Genomic DNA, 19,456 nt, shown 5'->3' on the forward strand with positions numbered 1-19,456 from the left:
AAGATAGCGCCTCCAACGAGCCGAAGGGGGATCTGCCGGGATGGCATACTTGCTGGTGATGGGGGGCCTGGCGCTCTCCGTCTGCTTTACCCTGGGCTGGGGCCTGGTCCGTGCCACGCGCTGGCTGGTGGGGCGCCTGCCGGGCGCGGGTCGCAAGCCGTCGCGGCGCCCCCCGCGGCGTGCGCCCAGCAGGCCCGGGGCCGCACCGCAGTCCAGGGCCGCACCGCAGTCCAGGGCGCGGAAGGCCGCACCGGCCAAGGCACCGCCGGAACCCTGGCGCCTGACCCGCTGGCTGGCCCGACGGCGTTCGCCGCTACCGCTGGGCATGCTGGCGTTGCTGCTCTATGCGGGCAGCCGCCTGGCCGAATATGGCATGGCCTTCCGGCCGCAGGCCGCTCCCGGCGAGTTCCACGGCCTGGTCAGTTCCCTGGGCTGGGTCGCCGCCGCACTGCTGACCCTCGCCAGCATGAACCTGCTGGCCCTGTGGCGCTGTCGCCGGTAAGGGTGGCGACGACCGGGCCGGACTCACCTATGCTGTCAAGACCCCGAATCGAGACAAGGCGTCCTGATCATGGCTATCCCCACCGCCTGGCGTCGCTCGGCGTCCCTGTTGCTGCTCCTCTCCCCGCTGCTGCTGTCCCCGGCGGCCCTGGGCGAGGTGGACTTCCAGTACCAGCGCCCGGACATCACCCCGGAGACCGGGTCCGGGAGCGAGGAGAAGCCTGGCTGGGCCACCCAGACGTTCGCCGTGGCCGCGGCCAACCCCCTGGCCACCGATGCCGGCTACCAGATCCTCAAGGCGGGGGGCTCGGCCATCGATGCCGCCATCGCGGTGCAGATGGTGCTCACCCTGGTCGAGCCCCAGTCCAGCGGTATCGGCGGCGGTTCCTTCCTGATGTACCACGACGGCGAGGAGGTCAAGGCCTACGACGGCCGCGAGACCGCGCCGTCCTCGGTGGAGGAGGGACTCTTCCTGGACGGGGACGGCGAGCCCCTGGCGTTCATGAAGGCCGTGGCCAGCGGTCGCTCGGTCGGCGTGCCCGGTACCCTGCGCATGCTGGAGATGGCCCACAAGGCGCATGGTCGCCTGCCCTGGGCCGAGCTCTTCGAGCCGGCCATCACCCTGGCCGACGAGGGATTTCCCGTCAGCCCCAGGCTGCATCGGAGCCTGGCCGACACCGACGCCCTGCGTGACGACGCCCTGGCATCGGCCTTCTACTTCACCGAGGCGGGGGAGCCGCTGCCGGAAGGGCACAGGCTCAAGAACCCGGCCCTGGCCGTGATCCTCGAGCGGATCGCCGAGGATGACAGCTCGGCGCTGCACACCGGGGCGATCGCGGCGGACATCGTGTCGCGGGTGCAGAACCATCCCGGCATTACTGGCAGCCTGAGCCTCGAGGACTTGGCCACCTACTCCGCGAAGGAGCGCGAACCGCTGTGCACCGACTGGCAGGCGTACCGGGTATGTGGCTTTCCGCCTCCCTCCTCGGGCCACCTGACCGTGATGCAGATCCTCGGCACCCTGGAGCAGCTCCCTCCGCTGGAGGCGGGGCTGGAGGACGACCTGCCCGGCGTCGACTGGCTGCACCGCTTCCTGGAGGCCTCGCGGCTGGCCTTCGCTGACCGCGGACGCTACATCGCCGACCCGGACTTCGTCGATGCGCCCGGCGGGGACTGGTCGCTGATGCTCGCCCCCGACTACCTGGAAGAGCGTGCTGACCTGATCGAGGACGGGCAGAGCATGGGCAGTGGCGGTGCCAGCCCGGGCAACCCCGGCGCCCTGGCCACCGCTTGGGCGGTGCAGCCGACGCAGCCGGAATACGGCACCAGCCACATGAGCATCGTCGACGCACACGGCAACGCCCTGGCCATGACCAGTTCCATCGAGCAGGCCTTCGGCGCACGCATCCTCTCCGACGGGGGCACCGGCATGCCAGGGGGCTTCCTGCTTAACAACGAGCTGACCGACTTCTCCTTTACCCCCGCGGATGAGGAGGGGACCCCCATCGCCAACCGGGTGGAGCCCGGCAAGCGCCCACGCTCGAGCATGAGCCCGACGCTGGTCTTCGACCGGGACAGTGGCGAGCTGGTGGCGAGCCTCGGTTCGCCGGGGGGCGCGGCCATCATCCACTACACCGCCCGTTCGCTGGTGGCGATGCTCGACTGGGGCCTTGACGCCCAGCGCTCGCTGGACCTGCCCCATGCCATCACCTTGGGCGGGCCGGTCTACCTGGAGGCGGGACGCTTCCCGCCGGCCACCCGGGAGGCGCTGCGCGAGCGGGGGCACGAGGTGGAGGAGCGCGAGCTCACCAGCGGCCTGCAGGCGATCCAGCGCACCGAGGAGGGCTTCTTCGGTGGCGCCGACCCGCGCCGTGAAGGGGTGGTGATGGGAGACTAGTTCATCAGCCAGTTGCGTAGCTTGACCAGCAGCAGGGCGCCGTCGCCCAGGCGGCGGCGCTCGGCGATCAGCGCGGCGAGCATGGCCGGCCGGTCGGTGATGATGCCGTCCACCCCCAGGTCGATCAACTGGGACATCCGGGTGCGATCGTTGATGGTCCAGGCATGCAGCTCGTAGCCGTAGTGTCCCGCGAGGCGGACCTCCTCCTCGTCGATGCGGTTGTGGCGAAGGGCCAGGGCATCGAAGCCCCGGCGCTCCAGGGTGCCCGACATCACCAGCTGGGCCAGCAGGGTGGTGCGCAGGCGGGGCGCGCGTAGCGTGACCTCGCGCAGCAGCCAGGGCGACGTGGCGGCCACGCGCATCTCGCCCATAATGTCGGGATCGCCACAGGCCAGGGCGGTCACCCGATCCTCGGCGCGGTGCCGGCACGCGCGGCGCAGCTCCCTCTCCCTCGCCAGGGTGTCGATGACCGCATCGGCAAGCTCGAGTTCGCGGCCGGGATCGGGCTTGAGCTCGATCATCAGGGTGGCGCGTCCACGCACCGCCGCCAGGACCTCGTCCAGCCCCGGGATTCGCTCGCCGATGAAGGGGTCACCGAACCAGCTGCCCACATCCACCTCGGCGAGGTCCGCTCGCGGCAGGGCCCCGACACTGCGGTCGTCGCCGGCCAGTCGCCTGAGACTCTCGTCATGGTAGAGGACCACCTCGCCGTCGGCGGTGAGGCGCGCGTCGATCTCGATGCCATCGGCCCGGTCCCGGATCGCCTGTTCCACCGCGGCCAGGGTGTTCTCCGGCGCCTTTAGCGAGCTGCCGCGGTGGGCGATGATGGTGACCTCGTCGCGGATCTCGAAACGGTTGACGATCAGCCACGCCTGGCCAATGGCGAACAGCACGACGGCGAGCTCGACGGCCCAGGCCAGGCGCCCGGGATGGGTGCCGGGTGGCGGGGGTTTGGGCTTCGGCTCGCGATGGGCCAGGCGCAGGTAGAGGCAGGTGGCCTGCAGGGCGTTGGCGGCGATGCCGCCGAAGGTGATGGCCAGGGCGATCAGCAGGTAGGCGGTGAGGTAGGCGAGCATGGCCGGGATCAGCACCGCATTGCGCTCGGGCAGCCACCACAGCAGCGGCGTGACGAACCGGTCGAACAGCGCCGTGGCCAGCAGCGGCAGCATGACGATGCCCAGCAGCAGCAGGACCACCGCCGCGGCGATATGGCGCCCGCGGCCTCGGGTCAGCTGCATGCTGCGCGCCAGGGCCGCCGGCGGCGAGAGCCCCTCCAGGGTCAGCACCGGCAGGGCCAGGTGCCAGCGGACATAGAGGCTGCCGGCGATCAGGACCCACGCCAGCACCGGCACCAGGCCGCTGCCGAGGAAGGCCCAGAAGGCGGGCGGGCGCACGCTCTGCACGAAGTAGGGGTCCAGTCCCCCCAGGAAGAACCCATGGAGCCAGGCGAGGCTCAGGGCCAGCGGGACCAGCAGCAGCAGCTGGCCCCCCACCTGCAGCACCACCAGGCCGCTGAGGGCCGGCAGCCGGCGCAGCGTGGCCCACAGGGCCTCGAAGGCCAGTCGGACATGGTGGTCCCGGGGACGCACCGCCACCAGGATCATGCCGGCTTGCTGCAGGTAGAGCACCAGGAAGGTCAGGCCCACGGCGGCCAGTAGCCAGAGCAGTCCCTCGGGGCTCATCAGCAGGGCGATCAGCTCGTTGTTGGTGATCACCGGGCGGCCGAACTGGGCGATCAGGCCCGAGAGGGTCCAGCCCACGGCCGGCAGCAGCAGGCTCGAGGCCAGCAGCGTGAAGAAGAGTTGATAGGCGATCAGCGGACGCAGATGCTCGCGCAGGGTACGCAGCGCGTCGCTGCTCAGTCGTGACAGGGGCAGCATGGACTCGCGCATGACGGGAATCTGACGTCAGGATGACACCGCTTGCCCGTCACGGGCAAGTGCCTGTTACCGCGGGCCTCGTCGCGGTTCAGCGCTCCAGGTCCAGCTGCTCGTCGGCGACCAGGATGCCGTTGTTGTCGGCATAGAGCCACTGGCCGGGCGTCAGGGTGACACCGGCAAAGCTGACCGGGATGTCGCGCTGTCCCTCGCCGCGCTTCTCGCTCTTGCGCGGATGGGCGCCCAGGGCCTGGATGCCGAGCTCCGACTCGGCCAGCACGTCGACGTCACGCACGCAGCCGTACATCACCACGCCGGCCCAGCCGTGGCCGGCGGCCTGTTCGGCCAGCATGTCGCCCAGCATGGCGCAGCGGGTGGAGCCGCCGGCATCGACGACCAGCACGGCGCCATCGCCGGGCTCGGCCACCGCCTGCTTGACCAGGGAATTGTCCTCGAAGCACTTGACGGTGCGGATCGGGCCGGCGAAGGCCTCATGGCCGCCGACGTTGACGAAGATCGGGTCGAGCACCTGGACCTCGGGGTAGGCATCGCAGATGTCCGGGGTGACGATATGGCTCACGGTGAGGCTCCTCGTGACGTGGGAGATCCCCATCATGATGCCATGGCCCGGGCAGAACGGAAGCCCCCTTTTGGTGGGACAGGCCGGTCGAAAGGGCGGGATCAAAAAAAGCGCCCCGGATGGGGCGCTTCGTTCATCGGCTCCGGCCGCCGCGGACGGCGGCCTTCGATGTTGCGAGCATCGGAGTCGAACCCAAGGTTATCAGAAAATAGGGGGATCAGGCTTCCTGCGCGACCGGAATCACGTTGGACGCGGCGTTCTGATACTCCTCGATCTCATGGAAGTTCATGTAGCGGTAGATCTCGCCGGCCATGGCGTCGAACTCGCCCATGTAGCGGCGATACTCGTCGACGCTGGGCAGGCGGCCTTCCACGGCGGCCACGGCCGCCAGCTCCGCGGAGGCGAGGTAGACGTTGGCGCCGTCGCCCAGGCGGTTCGGGAAGTTACGGGTCGAGGTGGAGACCACGGTACTCTTGGCGGCGACGCGGGCCTGGTTGCCCATGCACAGCGAGCAGCCGGGCATCTCCATGCGTGCCCCGGCGCGGCCGTAGATACCGTAGTAGCCTTCCGCGGTCAGCTGGTGCTGGTCCATCTTGGTCGGCGGGGCCAGCCACAGGCGGGTCTTCAGGCTGCCTGCCGGCTGCTTCTCGAGCAGCTTGCCCGCGGCGCGGAAGTGGCCGATGTTGGTCATGCACGAGCCGATGAACACCTCGTCGATCTTCTCGCCGGCCACGTCAGACAGCAGGCGGGCGTCGTCCGGATCGTTCGGGGCGCACAGCACCGGCTCCTTGAGCTCCTCGAGATCGATCTCGATGACCTCGGCGTACTCGGCATCGTTATCGGCGCGCATCAGGCTCGGGTCGGCCAGCCACTCCTCCATGCCCTGGATGCGGCGCTCGATGGTACGGCGGTCGCCGTAGCCGTTGGCGATCATCCACTTGAGCAGGGTGATGTTGGACGTCAGGTACTCGCTCACGCTGTCGTCGGACAGCGTGATGGTGCAGCCCGCGGCGGAGCGCTCGGCGGAGGCGTCGGAGAGCTCGAAGGCCTGCTCGACGGTGAGATCCTCGAGGCCTTCGATCTCCAGCACGCGGCCGGAGAAGGCGTTCTTCTTGCCGGACTTCTCGACGGTCAGCAGGCCCTGCTGGATGGCGTAGTAGGGGATGGCGTGGACCAGGTCACGCAGGGTGACGCCGGGCTGGCGCTCGCCCTTGAAGCGCACCAGCACCGATTCCGGCATGTCCAGCGGCATCACGCCGGTGGCGGCGGCGAAGGCGACCAGGCCGGAGCCCGCCGGGAAGGAGATGCCCAGCGGGAAGCGGGTGTGGGAGTCGCCGCCGGTGCCCACGGTGTCGGGCAGCAGCATGCGGTTGAGCCAGCTGTGGATGATGCCGTCGCCCGGGCGCAGCGAGACGCCGCCGCGGTTCATGATGAAGTCGGGCAGGGTGTGGTGGGTGTCCACGTCGACCGGCTTGGGGTAGGCGGCGGTGTGGCAGAAGGACTGCATCACCAGGTCGGCCTGGAAGCCGAGGCAGGCGAGGTCCTTGAGCTCGTCGCGGGTCATCGGGCCGGTGGTGTCCTGGGAGCCCACGGTGGCCATCTTCGGCTCGCAATACATGCCCGGGCGCACGCCGTCCAGGCCGCAGGCCTTGCCGACCATCTTCTGGGCCAGGGTGAAGCCCTTGCCGGTGTCGGTGGGCTGCTCGGGCAGGCGGAAGACGTCGGAGGCGGGCAGGCCCAGGGACTCGCGCGCCTTGGTGGTCAGGCCGCGGCCGATGATCAGCGGGATGCGGCCGCCGGCACGTACTTCGTCGAGGATCAGCTGGGTCTTGAGCTCGAAGGTGGTGAGCACCTCGTCGGTGCCGTGCTTGCACACCTTGCCCGTATAGGGGTAGACGTCGATGACGTCGCCCATCTCGAGCTTCTCGACATCCATCTCCACCGGCAGGGCGCCGGAATCTTCCATGGTGTTGAAGAAGATCGGCGCGATCTTGCCGCCGAAGCAGAAGCCACCGGCGCGCTTGTTGGGCACGTTGGGGATGTCGTCACCGAAGAACCACAGCACGGAGTTGGTGGCGGACTTGCGCGAGGAGCCGGTGCCGACCACGTCGCCCACGTAGGCGACCGGGAAGCCCTTGGCCTTGACGTCCTCGATCTGCTTGAGCGGGCCGGTAGTGCCGGGCACCTCGGGCTCGATGCCGTCGCGCTCGTTCTTGAGCATGGCATTGGCGTGCAGCGGGATGTCGGGGCGTGACCAGGCGTCCGGGGCGGGGGAGAGGTCGTCGGTATTGGTCTCGCCGGGCACCTTGAAGACGCTGAGGGTGATCTTCTCTTCCAGGGCGGGCCTGGAGAGGAACCACTCGGCGTCGGCCCAGGACTGGATGACGTCCTTGGCCACGGCGTTGCCGGCCTTGGCGCGCTCTTCCACGTCGTGGAAGGCGTCGAACATCAGCAGGGTGTGCTTGAGCTGCTCGCCCACTTCCTTGGCGAGCTGTGCGTCGTCGAGCAGCTCGACCAGGGAGACGATGTTGTAGCCGCCCTGCATGGTGCCCAGCAGCTTCACCGCGTGGATCTTGTCGATCAGCGGCGACTCGGCCTCGCCCTTGGCGATGGCGGTCAGGAAACCGGCCTTGACGTAGGCGGCTTCGTCGACGCCGGGCGGCACGCGATGGGTGAGCAGGTCGAGGATGGCCTCTTCCTCGCCGGCTGGCGGGTTCTTCAGCAGCTCGACCAGTGCGGCGACCTGCTCGGCGTTCAGCGGCTTCGGCGGCACGCCATCGGCGGCACGCTCCTCGACATGTTGGCGATAGGCTTCAAGCACGTTGGGGCCCTCATCGGTGGTGGTGGCCGAAGCCGGCAGACCTTGTGGCGCATCGATAAGTCGAGCGTCGACGAAAGGCACGCTTCGGCGCGGGAAACGTCTGGCAGACCCTTCCTGTTTACCAGGGTGTCAGCGGTGCCGCGATCATAGAGGAAACTGTCGACAATGTTAAGTTGGGCCCGCAGTAGCGGCCTTGAACTTTGGTCGGCGGCAACTTCGGGATGCCAGCCCGGCGTTCCCCGCGTTACCATGACGTTCTGTCAACGCACCTTAACGTCAACGGGAGGGGACATGGGGGAGCGCATCACCTCGCCGTGCGTCGGTCTCTGCTCGACCACCCTGGGCGACCGGGTGTGCCGTGGCTGTCAGCGCGTCGACAGCGAGATCCGCGACTGGCCGGCCCTGTCCGGCGAGCAGCGACAGCGGTGCATGGTCGAGCTGGACCGGCTGCGGGCCGAGGTCGCCGCGCGCTTCCTGGAGGTCGTCGACCCCGCGAGCCTGGAGGCGCAGCTGCAGCGCCACCGTATCCGCTTTCGCGAGGATCAGCCGGCGCTCTCCCGCGCCGTGGAGTTGCTGCGGGTGGGCCGCGGCCGCATCCGGGAGCTCGCGCGCTACGGGCTGGTCAGTCGCGACGACGAGGACGCCGCCACGCTCCATGAACGCATCACCACCGAGCTGCTGGCCGCCGCCGAACGGCGACAGGCGCTGCTCCCCGACCCCCTTGACCCGCCGACACTGGAACCCTGATACCCCGATGCCGACCCTCGAGATGACCGACTGCCGGGACCTGCTGCCCGCCGAGCTGCTTTCCTTCCTGCCCTGTGCCACCCCGGATGCCTGGGTGGACTGGGCCCTGGCCAACCCCGAGCTGTTGCTGATCGACCATGCCCAGTGCGAGAAGAAGGCGGCCTCCACGGCCATGAGCCTGCTCTATCGCTACCTGGACCAGCCGCTGCTGCTGACCAAGATGAGCCAGCTCGCTCGGGAGGAGTTGCTGCACTTCGAGCAGGTCGTCAAGCTGATGGAGGCGCGAGGCATTGTCTATCGTCCTATCAGTGCCTCACGCTATGCCGAGGGGCTGCGCCGCCACGTGCGCGGCGAGGAGCCTGAACGGCTGATCGATATCCTGATCATCGGGGCACTGATCGAGGCGCGCAGCTGCGAGCGCTTTGCCCGCCTGATTCCGCGTCTGGATGATGAACTTGCCAAGTTCTATCGCAGTCTGGTTAAGTCGGAAGGCCGTCATTTCGAGGATTATCTGATGTTGGCGCGCCGCCTGGCCCCGGCGCCCATCGATGCGCGTATCGCCTTCTTCTCCGATCGCGAGGCCGAACTGGTCACCATGCCGGACACGGCCTTTCGTTTTCACAGCGGCGTGCCGGCCTGAGGCCATCACTTCCGCCACGCAGGAATGATCACCATGCGGAATGCTGCCGACGACGTACACGACAATGACCGGGACCACCTGGCACTCTTCGGCCACTTTTCCCTGAGTCTGGGCGACGATATCCTGACCCAGTTCAGTTACGACAAGGTCAAGGCACTACTGGTCTATCTGCTGCTCCACGACCAGCCGGTCAGCCGCGCCACCCTGGCCGAACTGCTGTGGCCCGATCAGGGCCTGTCGTCGGGGCGCACCAATCTGCGCCATGCCCTGCACTGCCTGCGTCAGTCGCTGGGCGACGAGGCCGAGCGAGTGCTGTCGGTGTCCCGCCAGACCATTGCCTTCCGACTGCCGGAGCGCTGGCGCTTCGACATGCATCGGCTGCAGGCGCTGCTCGAGGGCCCCGTCGACGTGGCCACGCTCGAGGCGGTGCTGGCCTGCTACCGCGGCGATCTCGCCGAGGAGCTGCACCTTTCCAGCTGTGCCGAGTACCAGCGCTGGCTGGTACAGGTGCGCAACGAGTGGCGCCAACGGGTGATCCGCTTCGCCGAGAGTGTCCTGGAGCGTCAGGAGGCACTGCCGGATAGCGTGCTGGAGTCACTGGTCAGCCGCTTTTCCGGCTACGGGCCCTTTCATGAACGCCTGGTGCGCCAGCTGGCCGAACAGGGCCAGCTGGCCGCCGCCCATGAGCAGTACAACGCCTACCTGCAGCTGCTGGCGCTCTCCGGTCAGCAGCCCGAGCCCTCCTTCCTGCAGCTGGCCCGCTACTGGTCCGATGTCCAGGCCGAGGTGCGCGCCCTCGGCCCCAGCGGTGCCTTCTCGCGCACCCTGGCCATGGATAGCCCCCCCCTGCGCGAGGGCGAGATCGAGCAGCGCCAGCTCTCGGTGATGGCCATTCGCCTGCGGCTCAAGGCCGACCTGTCGGCGCGCGCCGATGCCCGCGCCTGCCTGGCGTTGCAGGTCGAACTGATGCGCTGGCTCGAGCAGCAGTGTCACCACCTCGGCGGCTTCTGGCTGCCCGGGGCGACCGGCGGCCTGGGCCTGGCCTGCTTCGGCACCCATGGCCCGGCGCACCAGTTGGCTGAACTGGTGGCGCTCTACGAGCACTGTCGGTGCGTGCTGCCCGAGGAGTCCCAGCGCCACTGGAGTGGCGAGGGCGAGCCACCGCGCATCGAGCTGGCCGCCGGCCTGGACAGTGGCCGGGTGGTCTACCTACCCGAGCGCCATCTGGTCGATCCGCTCGGCCAGGTAACCCAGGGCTCCCTCGACCTGATGAGCGCCGCCGAGGGCAGCGAGCTGGTCATCTCCCAGGACGCCAGCCAGCACATGCCGCCGGCCCTCGACCTTCAGCCGCGGCTCTCTACGCGGCTGGTGGCCAGCGACGGCCGGGTGCGCCTGAGGGCGCTCGTGCTCGGCACCAACGAGGGCGGGCGCGAGGCGCCTCCGCCCAGCCTGGTGGGACGCGAGGGCTCCCTGCGCACGCTGCGCGATGCCCTGGCCCGGGCCGGCATCGGCCTGCGGCAGAGCGTGCTGGTGCGAGGGCCCTCGGGGCTCGGCAAGTCGGCGCTGCTGGTGGGCTTTCGCCAGCTCGAGCAGAGCCGCGAGGCGGCGATCTGCTGGCAGCCTACCACCCGACTCTCCGTCCAGGAGCCCTATGGGGTGGCGCGCCAGCTGCTGCGCTGGCACCTGGGGGGGCGCATCGATGCCGAGGCGCTATCGCGACTGCTGGCCGGCGATGAGGCCCTGGCCCCCGATACCGACCATCGCCTGTTGCTGGAGGAGGCGCTCGGCGTGCGCGAGCCCCGCGAGATGGCGGTGCTCGCCCAGAGCGGGGAGGCCGTCGAGCTGGTCGTGGGGCTGGTTCATCGCCTGATCCGCGAGCTGTCCCACGAGCGCACCCTGGTGCTGATGATCGATGACCTGCAGTGGCTCGACGAGCCCTCCTTCAAGGTGCTGGCAGGGCTTCAGGCGCGGCTGCCGATCAATAGCCCCTTCCTGCTGGTGGCCAGCCACCATGGTCGCGAGGCGCTGCCGGCGAAGTTGCACTGGGACCAGCAGATCTCCCTGGGGCGGCTGGATGCCATGCAGTCCTCCCGGCTGCTCTCCCAGCTGGCGCGCCGCTACCGGATCCACTTGAGCCCGCGGCTGCGCGGCCAGATCATCGAGCGCTGCGATGGCGTCCCGCTGTACCTCCAGGAGATCTGCCGCCGGGTGGACATGGATCGCCGCGAAGGGCGCAGCGTGCAGCTCGACGAGCTGCCACGCGGCCTGCTGGGGCTGCTGGCCAGCCGCATCGACCAGCTCGACACCGACCGCGAGGTGGCCCATGTGGCGGCGGTGCTCGGGCGCCGCTTCCGCCTCGACTTCCTGGCCGAGTGCAGCGGCTGGGAGATGAGCCGCCTGGCAACGGCGCTGGAGCAGATGCGCCGGCTGGAGATCATCGAGCCGGTCGAGGGCGAGGAGGGTGAGCGTGAATACCAGTTCACCCACCAGCTGCTGCAGGAAGCCGCCTATCTCTCCTGTCCCCGGGACGTGCGGGTGAGCATCCATCGTCAGGTGGTCAGCCTGATCGAGGAGCACTTCCCCATCTGGATCAGCCGCCATCCCGGCGATTTCGCCACCCACCTGCGGCGCAGCGGCCACTATGCCCGCGGCGCCCGCTACTTCGAGCTGGCCGCTCGCGAGGCCCTCAAGGTCAGCGCCAACCGCACGGCGCTGAAGATGGCCGACTTCGGCCTGGCCAGCCTGCGCCATGTCGAGGGTCAGGCCGAGCGCGAGATCAGCCTGCTCACCGTGCGTGGCCAGGCCGCCTTCGCCCTGGAGGGGCATGGCTCACCCACCGCCCACGAGAGCTTCGTGCGGGCCCGGGAGCTGCTCGCTCAGGAGGAGGCCGGCCTGGACGACGGCGCGGACCTGGAGCAGGCCTTCCTGGTCCAGTGGGGGCTCTGGGTGGGCTGCAGCCAGCGCCATGCCCATGCCGATGCCTTCTCGCTGGCCTCGCGCCTGGCCGGCCTCGCCGGCCGCCTCGAGGATCCTCGCTACCGGCGCCTGGCCGACTTCGCTCGGGCCAGCTGCGAGTATTGGGCCGGGCGCATCTCCCAGGCCTATGACCATCTGGAGGAGATCGACCCGCTCAATGTCCCGATGATGATCGAGTGGCTGCCGTTCTCCGACCATCCTCAGGTCGCGGCCGCCTGCTTCCAGGGCTGGACGCTCTGCCTGCGTGGTGACTACCAACGTGCCGAGCGGCAGGTGGAATCGGCCATCCGGCTGGCCGAGCGGATCGGCCATCCCGGGAGCCTGGCCATGGCGCTGATGTATGCCGCGGCCCTCTATCGCCAGCTGGGGCATGTGCACCTGGCCACCATGCGGGCCGAGCGGGCCTTCGAGCTGACCGGCACCCCCGACCTGCACCTCTGGCAGGTGGCCGCGCGCAGCGTGCTGGGCTGGCAGCGGGCGCTGGCCGGCGACCGCGACGGCCTGGCCCAGATCGAGTCGGCCCAGGAGGAGCTGGCCGAGGTCACCGGGCGGGACCCCTACCAGCGACCGGCCCTGTGGTACGTGGATGCCTGCCTGGCCCTGGGGGAGCTTTCCCGGGCCGAGGACTACCTCGACCAGTGCCTGATGATCGCCCGCGAGCGCACCACCCTGTTCGTCCCGGAGCTGGCCGTGCACCTGGCGCGCGTTCGGCAGCGCCTGGGACACTCCCGCGAGGAGGTCAAGAGTCTCGCCGAGCAGGCCCTGGTGCAGGCCCGGGAGGACGGCAACCTCCACCAGCAATTAGCGGCGCTCGAGTTCTGGTTGACCCTGATCGATCCTCAGGACGAGGCGCTCCGGGCGGAGTTCCGCACCCTGCTGAGCGAGGTGAGCCACAGCGATGCGCCGGTCCTGATGCGCTGGCGCAGCCTGCTCGACCGGCGCCTGCCCCATGCCGCTGACCTCTCCTCCTGAATCTTCGATACGCGGCCTGCAGCGAACAACGGCGCCTCAAGGGGCGCCGTTGTGGTGGGGAGGGCGGGGCTCAGGTGGCCAGTTCCAGGGCCTCGATGCGCCTGAGCGCCTCGTCACGTCGCTCGCCGCACAGCTCGGGGTCGTAGTTGAAGCGCGCGCACACCGCCGGCCGGCGCGGGTCGCCGAACAGCCGGCAGAGGTTGGCATCATCGAGCTGCACGCAGCGCACGCCCGCCGGCTTGCCGTCAGGCATGCCGGGAATCGGCGAGCTGATCGAGGGTGCAATGCAGCAGGCGCCGCAACCCGGACGGCACCCGCTGGCGGGGTCCGCGGGCGTGCCGGTCATGGCCGAGCCTCGGCGATGGCGCCCTTGTCGATGCCCTCGAAGGCCTGGACCCGCGTGGCCTGGCCGCTCTCCCGGGCGATGGCCCCGGCCAGCCAGGCGGCGATATGTTCCACCGTGGTCGGCGTCGGCAGCACCGCGCAGCGGCTGCGCGGGAGCCGGATGAAGAAGTGGCCCTGCTCGGCGCGGTAACGGCAGGTCAGCAGGTCGCGGAAACCGGGCTCGTCGTCGACGACGACATCCGCCGCGTCCACCAGGTAGCGGTCGGCCAGCCAGGCGGCCCAGTGCTGCTCGAGGGCCGGCATGCGTCGCCCCTGCTGCCACACCTGCAGGCGCGAGCGATGGCCATGGGCGATGCGCTGGCAGTTGCCGGCATGCTGCTTCAGGCCATGGCTGTAGCTGTAGGCGGCCCCCTCGATGGCCTCCTCGCGCAGGCGCAGGCGGATGTCGGTGACCCGCGGCGGCGGGCGGCGCATCAGCTCCGCGGCCAGGTGGTCGGCGAGTCGCTCCGGGGTGATCTCGCGCCAGGGCAGCAGGGTCAGGGCTTGGCGCGGGGCACGTACCTCCAGCGGGTAGGACCGCTCGCTGCGCACGCAGAGCCCTTCCCGGCAATCGTGGAGCGTCACCCCCGGTGCTCCGGTGGGCACCAGCAGGGTGTGGTCGAGGCCGCCATCGAGCCGCGACTTGATCCACGGCTTCACCTCGCCGAAGTCGAACAGCATGCCGTCCTCGCCGAGCTCGCCGTCGAGTTCGACATCGACCTGCCAGCTGGCGCCGACCAGGCCCCGCTGCGGGCACCAGAGCGAGACGTCGAGGTGGGTAAGGCGGTTGATGAAGAGCGTCATCAGTCGATCCCCGCGATCTTGTGGGCCTGCAGCGACAGTCGCCACTGCGGGTTGGCCAGGCAATAGGCCACGCTCTGCGTCATGGCGTCGCCCCGAAGGCCCGTGGGGGCCACGTCCATGGGCTGCAGGAAGAAGTGGGTGAAAGCCAGCCGGGTGAAGCGCTCGGGCGGGGCGTCGGCCTGGGGATGGACCAGCTTCAGCTCGTCGCCCCCGGTGATGGCCAGCGGATTCTCACCCTTGGGGCTGACGCAGAGCCAGTCGATGCCGGCAGGGGCGGGCAGGGTGCCGTTGGTCTCGACCGCGACCGCGAAGCCGCGGGCGTGCATCTCGCGGATCAGCGGCTCGTCGAGCTGCAGCAGTGGCTCGCCGCCGGTGAAGACCACATAGGGCGTGGCGGTCCTCACACCCTGCCCCTCCTGGTCCGGCCACAGCGCGGCCAGGTGCTCGGCCAGCGTCTCGGCCGTCGAGAAGCGGCCGCCGTTCCGACCATCGGTGCCGATGAAGTCGGTATCGCAGAAGCGACAGGCCGCCGCGGCGCGATCCTGCTCGCGGCCGGACCAGAGGTTGCAGCCCGAGAACCGGCAGAAGACGCTGGCGCGACCCGCCTGGCCGCCCTCGCCCTGCAGGGTGTAGAAGGCCTCCTTGAGGTGGTACATCAGCGCTCTCCGGCGGGCGAGTCAAGTGAAACGGCAGGGGGAGCGGGCTGCTGCGGGGCGGCGGTATCGGGCCACGGTAAATAGCCGACGGGATCCCTGGCGTCGTTGGCAGCAAACGCCGCCAGGCGCTCGCAACAGCTGCCGCAGCGCCCGCAGGCCAGCTCGCCGCCCTGGTAGCAGGTCCAGGTGTCGGCGTAGTCGAGCCCCATGGCCAGCCCCTCGGCGAGGATCTCCGCCTTGCTGGCGCGCAGGTAGGGCGTATGGATCTCGACGGCCTCGAAGTTGGCGATGCCGGCCACCGCATTCATCGCCTCGACGAACGCCGGGCGGCAGTCAGGGTAGAGCACGTGGTCGCCGCCGTGGGCGCCGTAGTCGACCCGTCCGGCGCCGATGTTCACCGCCTTGGCGATGGCCAGCGACAGCAGGATCATGTTGCGGTTCGGCACCACGGTGGCCGCGAGGTTATCTGCCGCGTAGTCGCCCTCGGGCATGTCGCGGCGGGCGTCGGTGAGTGCCGAGTTGTCGATCAGGCCATGGATGGCGCGGATGTCGACCACCTGATGGGGCACGCCGAGTTCGCGGCAGACGCGACCGGCCACCTCGAGCTCGCGGCGATGGCGCTGGCCGTAGTCGAAGGAGAGGGCGTGGACCTCGCGCCCCTCGCGCAGGGCGCGGTGCAGCACGGTGTAGGAGTCCATGCCGCCGGAGTAGATCACCACGGTGGCAGGCTCGGAAGAGTGGGTCATATCGGAAACTCTGGTCGGAGAATTTGTCGGGCCGCTTGCGCGGCGATCCGGGGTCCGGTCCGGAAACGGCCACAGTCTACGTGACCTGCCGGCCCCGGGGAACTCCAGCCTCCGGCGTTCGGCGTTCGGCGTTCGGCGTTCGGCGTTCGGCGTTCGGCGCTGTTATACTGCGCGCCCTTCACACCCTGCGCCGTCGCGCGCCATCGTCCTGACAACGGTGACCTCCTATGCAAGCCCCCGAACTGCTCTCCCCCGCGGGAACGTTCAAGAACATGCGCTACGCCTTCGCCTATGGCGCGGATGCGGTCTATGCCGGCCAGCCGCGCTATTCGCTGCGCGTGCGCAACAACGATTTCAAGATCGACAACCTGCACAGGGGCATCGCCTATGCCCATGAGCGGGGCAAGCAGTTCTATGTGGCGTCGAACATTGCGCCACACAACAGCAAGCTAAAGACCTACCTGCGCGACATGGAGTCGGTGATCGAGGCCGGCCCGGATGCGCTGATCATGTCCGACCCAGGTCTGATCATGATGATCCGCGAGCGCTGGCCGAATCAGCCGATCCATCTCTCGGTGCAGTCCAATGTGGTCAATTGGGCGGCGGCACGTTTCTGGCAGCAGCAGGGCATCAGCCGCATCATCCTGTCGCGTGAGCTGTCGCTCGCGGAGATCGCCGAGATCCGTGCCGAGTGCCCGGATCTGGAGATCGAGACCTTCGTCCACGGCGCGCTGTGCATCGCCTACTCCGGGCGCTGCCTGCTCTCCGGCTACTTCAACCACCGCGACCCCAATCAGGGCACCTGTACCAACGCCTGCCGCTGGAAGTACAACACCGTGGCCGCCGCCCACGACGAGACTGGCGACCTGGTGCCGGCCAACTCGGCCCGCGCCCATGCCGGCAGCGGCGTCTGGACCCCGGGGGACGGGGGGCAGCAGGGCGGGCTGATCGCCTCCGGCGGCGGCAGTGCCCAGGTGGTCGAGGCGACGGCGAGCACCGCCACCGCCGGCGGCGTGGAGGGCCAGGACGAGCTTTCGGCGCTGATCGAGGACCGCAGCCGGCCGGGTGAGCTGATGCCGGTGTTCGAAGACGAGCACGGCACCTACATCATGAACTCCAAGGATCTGCGCGCCGTGCAGCACGTGCCGCGCCTCACCGAGATGGGCGTCACCTCGCTGAAGATCGAGGGGCGCACCAAGTCGCCCTACTACGTGGCGCGCACCGCCCAGGTCTACCGCCGGGCCATTGACGATGCCGTGGCCGGCCGCCCCTTCGACATGCGGCTCATGGACGAGCTCGATAACCTCGCCAACCGCGGCTACACCGAGGGCTTCTATCGCCGCCACGTCCACGACCAGTACCAGAACTACGAGCAGGGCAACTCGGTGGGCGTGCACCAGCAGTTCGTCGGCGAGGTCACCGCCTACGACCCGGATCGCGGCGCGCTGGAGATCGACGTCAAGAACCGCTTCGAGGTCGGCGACTCCATGGAGCTGATGCTGCCCGGCGGCAACCGTCGCTTCGTGCTCGAGCACATCGAGAACCGGCGCGGTGAATCCGTGGGCGCGGCCCCGGGCTCCGGCCACGTGGTGCGCATCCCGGTGCCGGGCGAGGCCATCTCGCCCGAGCGGATCGAGTTCGCCCTGCTGATGCGCGACCTCTGAGCCGACGCGCGGCTGGACATCATCGGCCGTCGGCGACAAGGTAGGGCACGATTGGCGATCGAGCCGTTGGCAGTCACACAGGGAGCGTCATGGCGACCATCGAACACAGCGCGATTCTCAAGGCACCCCCGGAGCGGGTCTTCGCCCTGCTCGAGCGGGTTGAGGACTTCACTGACTACTCCGACCTGATCCAGGCGATCGAGCCGCTGGGCAAGGATCGCTACCGCTGGCACGTGCACGTGGTGGGGATGGACTGGACCTTCGACGTGGTGATCACCGAGGCGCGGGCGCCGGAGGTGCTGGCCTGGGAGTCGCTGGACGGGGTGCACAACCGGGGCTGCTATCGCCTCACGCCCGTGGCGGGGGGCACCGAGGTGGCCCTGACCCTGACCTACGCCATCCGCAATCGCCTGCTGGAGAAGGCCGTCAACCGGGCGGCCAAGCCTCTGGTCGGCAAGGTCAGCCGGCAGATCCTGGAAAGAGTCGAGGCGCGGCTATGAAGCCGCAGGATCCCCCTTGCTCCGATGCTCCCCCGGGCGGGGCTTCTCCGCCTGCCTGACGACCGCGGCCGCCGACTCAGCCCTTGCGCAGCGAGGTATTGAGGTGGTCGACCACCTCAGCCCAGTCGGCGTCTTCCTCGAGGGCCTCGCGCAGGAACTCCGCCTGTCCCTCGTTCCAGCAGGGCGCATCGGGCAGGGCGATATCCTCGGGAATGGGGGCATGGCGATCGATGAAGCGCTTGATGGCCGCGCGATCCGAGGCGAGGCCGAGCTGCTCGAAGAGTTCGGTGAAGGGGTGGTCGGGGTGTTCCATGGCGTGACTCCTGCTGTCCTGTCGCGGTATTCCTACCTTAGCGACTTCCGGGGTGTCGTGCTTGATGCCCGTCAACGCTGCCATCGACGTCTTCATGGCTATATCTTTAGCAGCCAAGCTCGGAGCTAATCCGGCGCCAGGCCCCGGCGCTCCTCGCCACCTCGATGTTATTGGCGACGCCTCATCGCTCGCCGGCGAGCGGCGTGAGAAAGCGTCGTCGCCGCTCGTTCTCCGGGAGCGGCAGGGCCAGCAGGTGGACCAGCTTGGTGAAGGTGGCCTCCGGGGTCATGTCATCGGCCGAGAGCACCCCCGCCTCGGCCAGCCCCTGTCCCGCGGCGTAGGCGCCGAAGGCCACCGGGCCATGGGGACACTGGCTGAGGGCCACCAGCAGCTTGCCCTCGCCGCTGGCGCGGGTAAGCACCCCGGCCAGCGACGGGTCGTCGGGCAGGTTGCCGCCGCCCCACACCTCCAGCACGGCGCCGTTGACCCGGTCGTCCCGCAACCAGGCCTCCAGTTGCCAGGCCTGGATGCCCGGCCAGAGAGCGAGGCGCACGACACCCCCCGCCGCCAGCGGCGAATAGTCGGCGAGCTCGAAGCGCGGGGCGCCCCGCTGGTGATCCGCCAGGCCGCGCCCCGGGTAGAGCACGACCTCGTCGTCGACGCGCTCGCCGAGCAGCGGCTGGTTGGGGCTGGTGAAGGCGTCGGCCTCCCGGGTCTGCCACTTGCGGGTGCGACAGCCGCGCAGCAGGCGCCCGGCGAAGCAGATCGCCACCTCCTGCAGGCGCGGGATGACCGCGAAGCGCAGGGCGTCCTCGACGTTGGCCGCGGCATCACTGCCCTCGGCCTCCAGAGGACGCATGGCCCCGGTGAGGATCACCGGTCGATCCAGCCCCAGCAGCTGGAAGGCCAGGCTCGAGGCCGTCCAGGCCAGGGTATCGGTGCCGTGGAGGATGACGATACCGGCATGCCGGCGGTAATGCCGCGCCACCAGGGCGGCGAGCCGCTGCCAGTCATCGGGCGTGGCACTGCTGGAGTCGATGGGGCGGTCGGTCTCGAGCACCTCGAAGGCCGGCAGGCTCGCCTGGCGGCCCGGCGGCAGGTCGGCCAGGGCACGCCGCAGGCGATCGGCGATGTGGCGGCCCGGGGCCAGGCCGCGGGCGGTCTCGACCATGCCCAGGGTGCCGCCGGTGTCGATCACCAGCACGGGACGCTCTGCGCAAACCGGGGCGGGCATCTGGGCTCCTGTCGGCGGCGGATGGGAAAAGGGATGGCACCATGATACCGGTCCGCCGCTGGGGGGCAAGGTGGCGGCCTCGACCACCGTCCACCCAGGACGGCGTGCTGCCTGGTCACGGGCCCGAGCGATGGCCAAGCGCTG

16 protein-coding genes are annotated in these 19,456 nt (G+C 69.5%); 7 read left to right on the forward strand and 9 right to left on the reverse strand.

The annotated features are described in order from the left end of the window. The first annotated feature begins 40 nt into the window (after positions 1-40). Positions 41-502 (forward strand): hypothetical protein, encoded by a 462-nt coding sequence (locus OP498_RS00175; protein WP_280551577.1) that lies wholly within the window; start codon positions 41-43, stop codon positions 500-502. A gap of 69 nt (positions 503-571) precedes the next feature. After that, positions 572-2,398 (forward strand): gamma-glutamyltransferase family protein, encoded by a 1,827-nt coding sequence (locus OP498_RS00180; RefSeq protein ID WP_280551578.1) that lies wholly within the window; start codon positions 572-574, stop codon positions 2,396-2,398. On the opposite strand, the gene OP498_RS00185 is transcribed toward OP498_RS00180, so the two are convergent. From OP498_RS00185 to acnB, 3 genes are all read right to left on the reverse strand, one after another. Continuing rightward, entirely contained in the window at positions 2,395-4,290 is a 1,896-nt protein-coding gene (locus OP498_RS00185; RefSeq protein WP_280551579.1) for a glycerophosphodiester phosphodiesterase family protein, read from the reverse strand. The genes OP498_RS00180 and OP498_RS00185 overlap by 4 nt on opposite strands. Positions 4,291-4,366: 76 nt before the next feature. Continuing rightward, entirely contained in the window at positions 4,367-4,888 is a 522-nt protein-coding gene (gene rraA / locus OP498_RS00190; RefSeq protein ID WP_280548351.1) for a ribonuclease E activity regulator RraA, read from the reverse strand. Positions 4,889-5,072: 184 nt separating this feature from the next. Next, entirely contained in the window at positions 5,073-7,676 is a 2,604-nt protein-coding gene (acnB, locus tag OP498_RS00195) for a bifunctional aconitate hydratase 2/2-methylisocitrate dehydratase (protein ID WP_280551581.1), read from the reverse strand. A 291-nt stretch (positions 7,677-7,967) separates the two neighbouring features. Between acnB and OP498_RS00200 the strand changes: the two genes are divergently transcribed. From OP498_RS00200 to OP498_RS00210, 3 genes are read left to right on the forward strand one after another with little or no spacing between them, the layout of a single operon-like run. Further along, positions 7,968-8,423, forward strand: coding sequence for a DUF1289 domain-containing protein (locus tag OP498_RS00200; protein ID WP_280551583.1), 456 nt, complete (start codon positions 7,968-7,970; stop codon positions 8,421-8,423). A 7-nt stretch (positions 8,424-8,430) separates the two neighbouring features. Continuing rightward, on the forward strand, positions 8,431-9,063 hold the full coding sequence (locus tag OP498_RS00205; RefSeq protein ID WP_280551585.1) for a tRNA-(ms[2]io[6]A)-hydroxylase: 633 nt from the start codon (positions 8,431-8,433) through the stop codon (positions 9,061-9,063). Positions 9,064-9,096: 33 nt separating this feature from the next. Continuing rightward, positions 9,097-13,011, forward strand: a complete 3,915-nt coding sequence (locus OP498_RS00210) for an AAA family ATPase (RefSeq protein ID WP_280551587.1) — start codon at positions 9,097-9,099, stop codon at positions 13,009-13,011. Between the two features lie 70 nt (positions 13,012-13,081). Here the strand turns inward: OP498_RS00210 and OP498_RS00215 are convergent, their stop codons facing one another. Genes OP498_RS00215 through queC form a run of 4 tightly spaced genes read right to left on the reverse strand, consistent with a single transcriptional unit; the run spans position 13,082 to position 15,601 of the window. After that, on the reverse strand, positions 13,082-13,357 hold the full coding sequence (locus tag OP498_RS00215) for a YkgJ family cysteine cluster protein (RefSeq protein WP_280551589.1): 276 nt from the start codon (positions 13,355-13,357) through the stop codon (positions 13,082-13,084). Continuing rightward, positions 13,354-14,199 (reverse strand): 6-carboxytetrahydropterin synthase, encoded by an 846-nt coding sequence (locus OP498_RS00220; RefSeq protein ID WP_280551590.1) that lies wholly within the window; start codon positions 14,197-14,199, stop codon positions 13,354-13,356. Before OP498_RS00220 ends, OP498_RS00215 begins: the two co-directional genes overlap by 4 nt. Next, a complete protein-coding gene (queE, locus tag OP498_RS00225; RefSeq protein ID WP_280548271.1) occupies positions 14,199-14,855 on the reverse strand; it encodes a 7-carboxy-7-deazaguanine synthase in 657 nt (218 codons plus the stop codon). Before queE ends, OP498_RS00220 begins: the two co-directional genes overlap by 1 nt. Beyond that, positions 14,855-15,601, reverse strand: coding sequence for a 7-cyano-7-deazaguanine synthase QueC (queC, locus tag OP498_RS00230; RefSeq protein ID WP_280551592.1), 747 nt, complete (start codon positions 15,599-15,601; stop codon positions 14,855-14,857). Before queC ends, queE begins: the two co-directional genes overlap by 1 nt. Positions 15,602-15,828: 227 nt before the next feature. Between queC and yegQ the strand changes: the two genes are divergently transcribed. Beyond that, positions 15,829-17,265, forward strand: coding sequence for a tRNA 5-hydroxyuridine modification protein YegQ (gene yegQ / locus OP498_RS00235; protein ID WP_280551594.1), 1,437 nt, complete (start codon positions 15,829-15,831; stop codon positions 17,263-17,265). 89 nt (positions 17,266-17,354) lie between these two features. After that, the gene (locus tag OP498_RS00240; protein WP_280551597.1) at positions 17,355-17,765 is read left to right on the forward strand and encodes an SRPBCC family protein; all 411 of its coding nucleotides are present in this window, start codon (positions 17,355-17,357) and stop codon (positions 17,763-17,765) included. Between the two features lie 76 nt (positions 17,766-17,841). Here the strand turns inward: OP498_RS00240 and OP498_RS00245 are convergent, their stop codons facing one another. Both OP498_RS00245 and OP498_RS00250 read right to left on the reverse strand, forming a co-directional pair. Beyond that, positions 17,842-18,078, reverse strand: coding sequence for a DUF2789 domain-containing protein (locus tag OP498_RS00245; protein ID WP_280548264.1), 237 nt, complete (start codon positions 18,076-18,078; stop codon positions 17,842-17,844). A 181-nt stretch (positions 18,079-18,259) separates the two neighbouring features. Next, positions 18,260-19,312 (reverse strand): asparaginase, encoded by a 1,053-nt coding sequence (locus OP498_RS00250; protein WP_280548262.1) that lies wholly within the window; start codon positions 19,310-19,312, stop codon positions 18,260-18,262. Positions 19,313-19,456 lie beyond the last annotated feature (144 nt).

Source organism: Halomonas sp. 25-S5 (genome assembly GCF_029889845.1).
In the GTDB taxonomy this organism is placed as follows: domain Bacteria; phylum Pseudomonadota; class Gammaproteobacteria; order Pseudomonadales; family Halomonadaceae; genus Halomonas.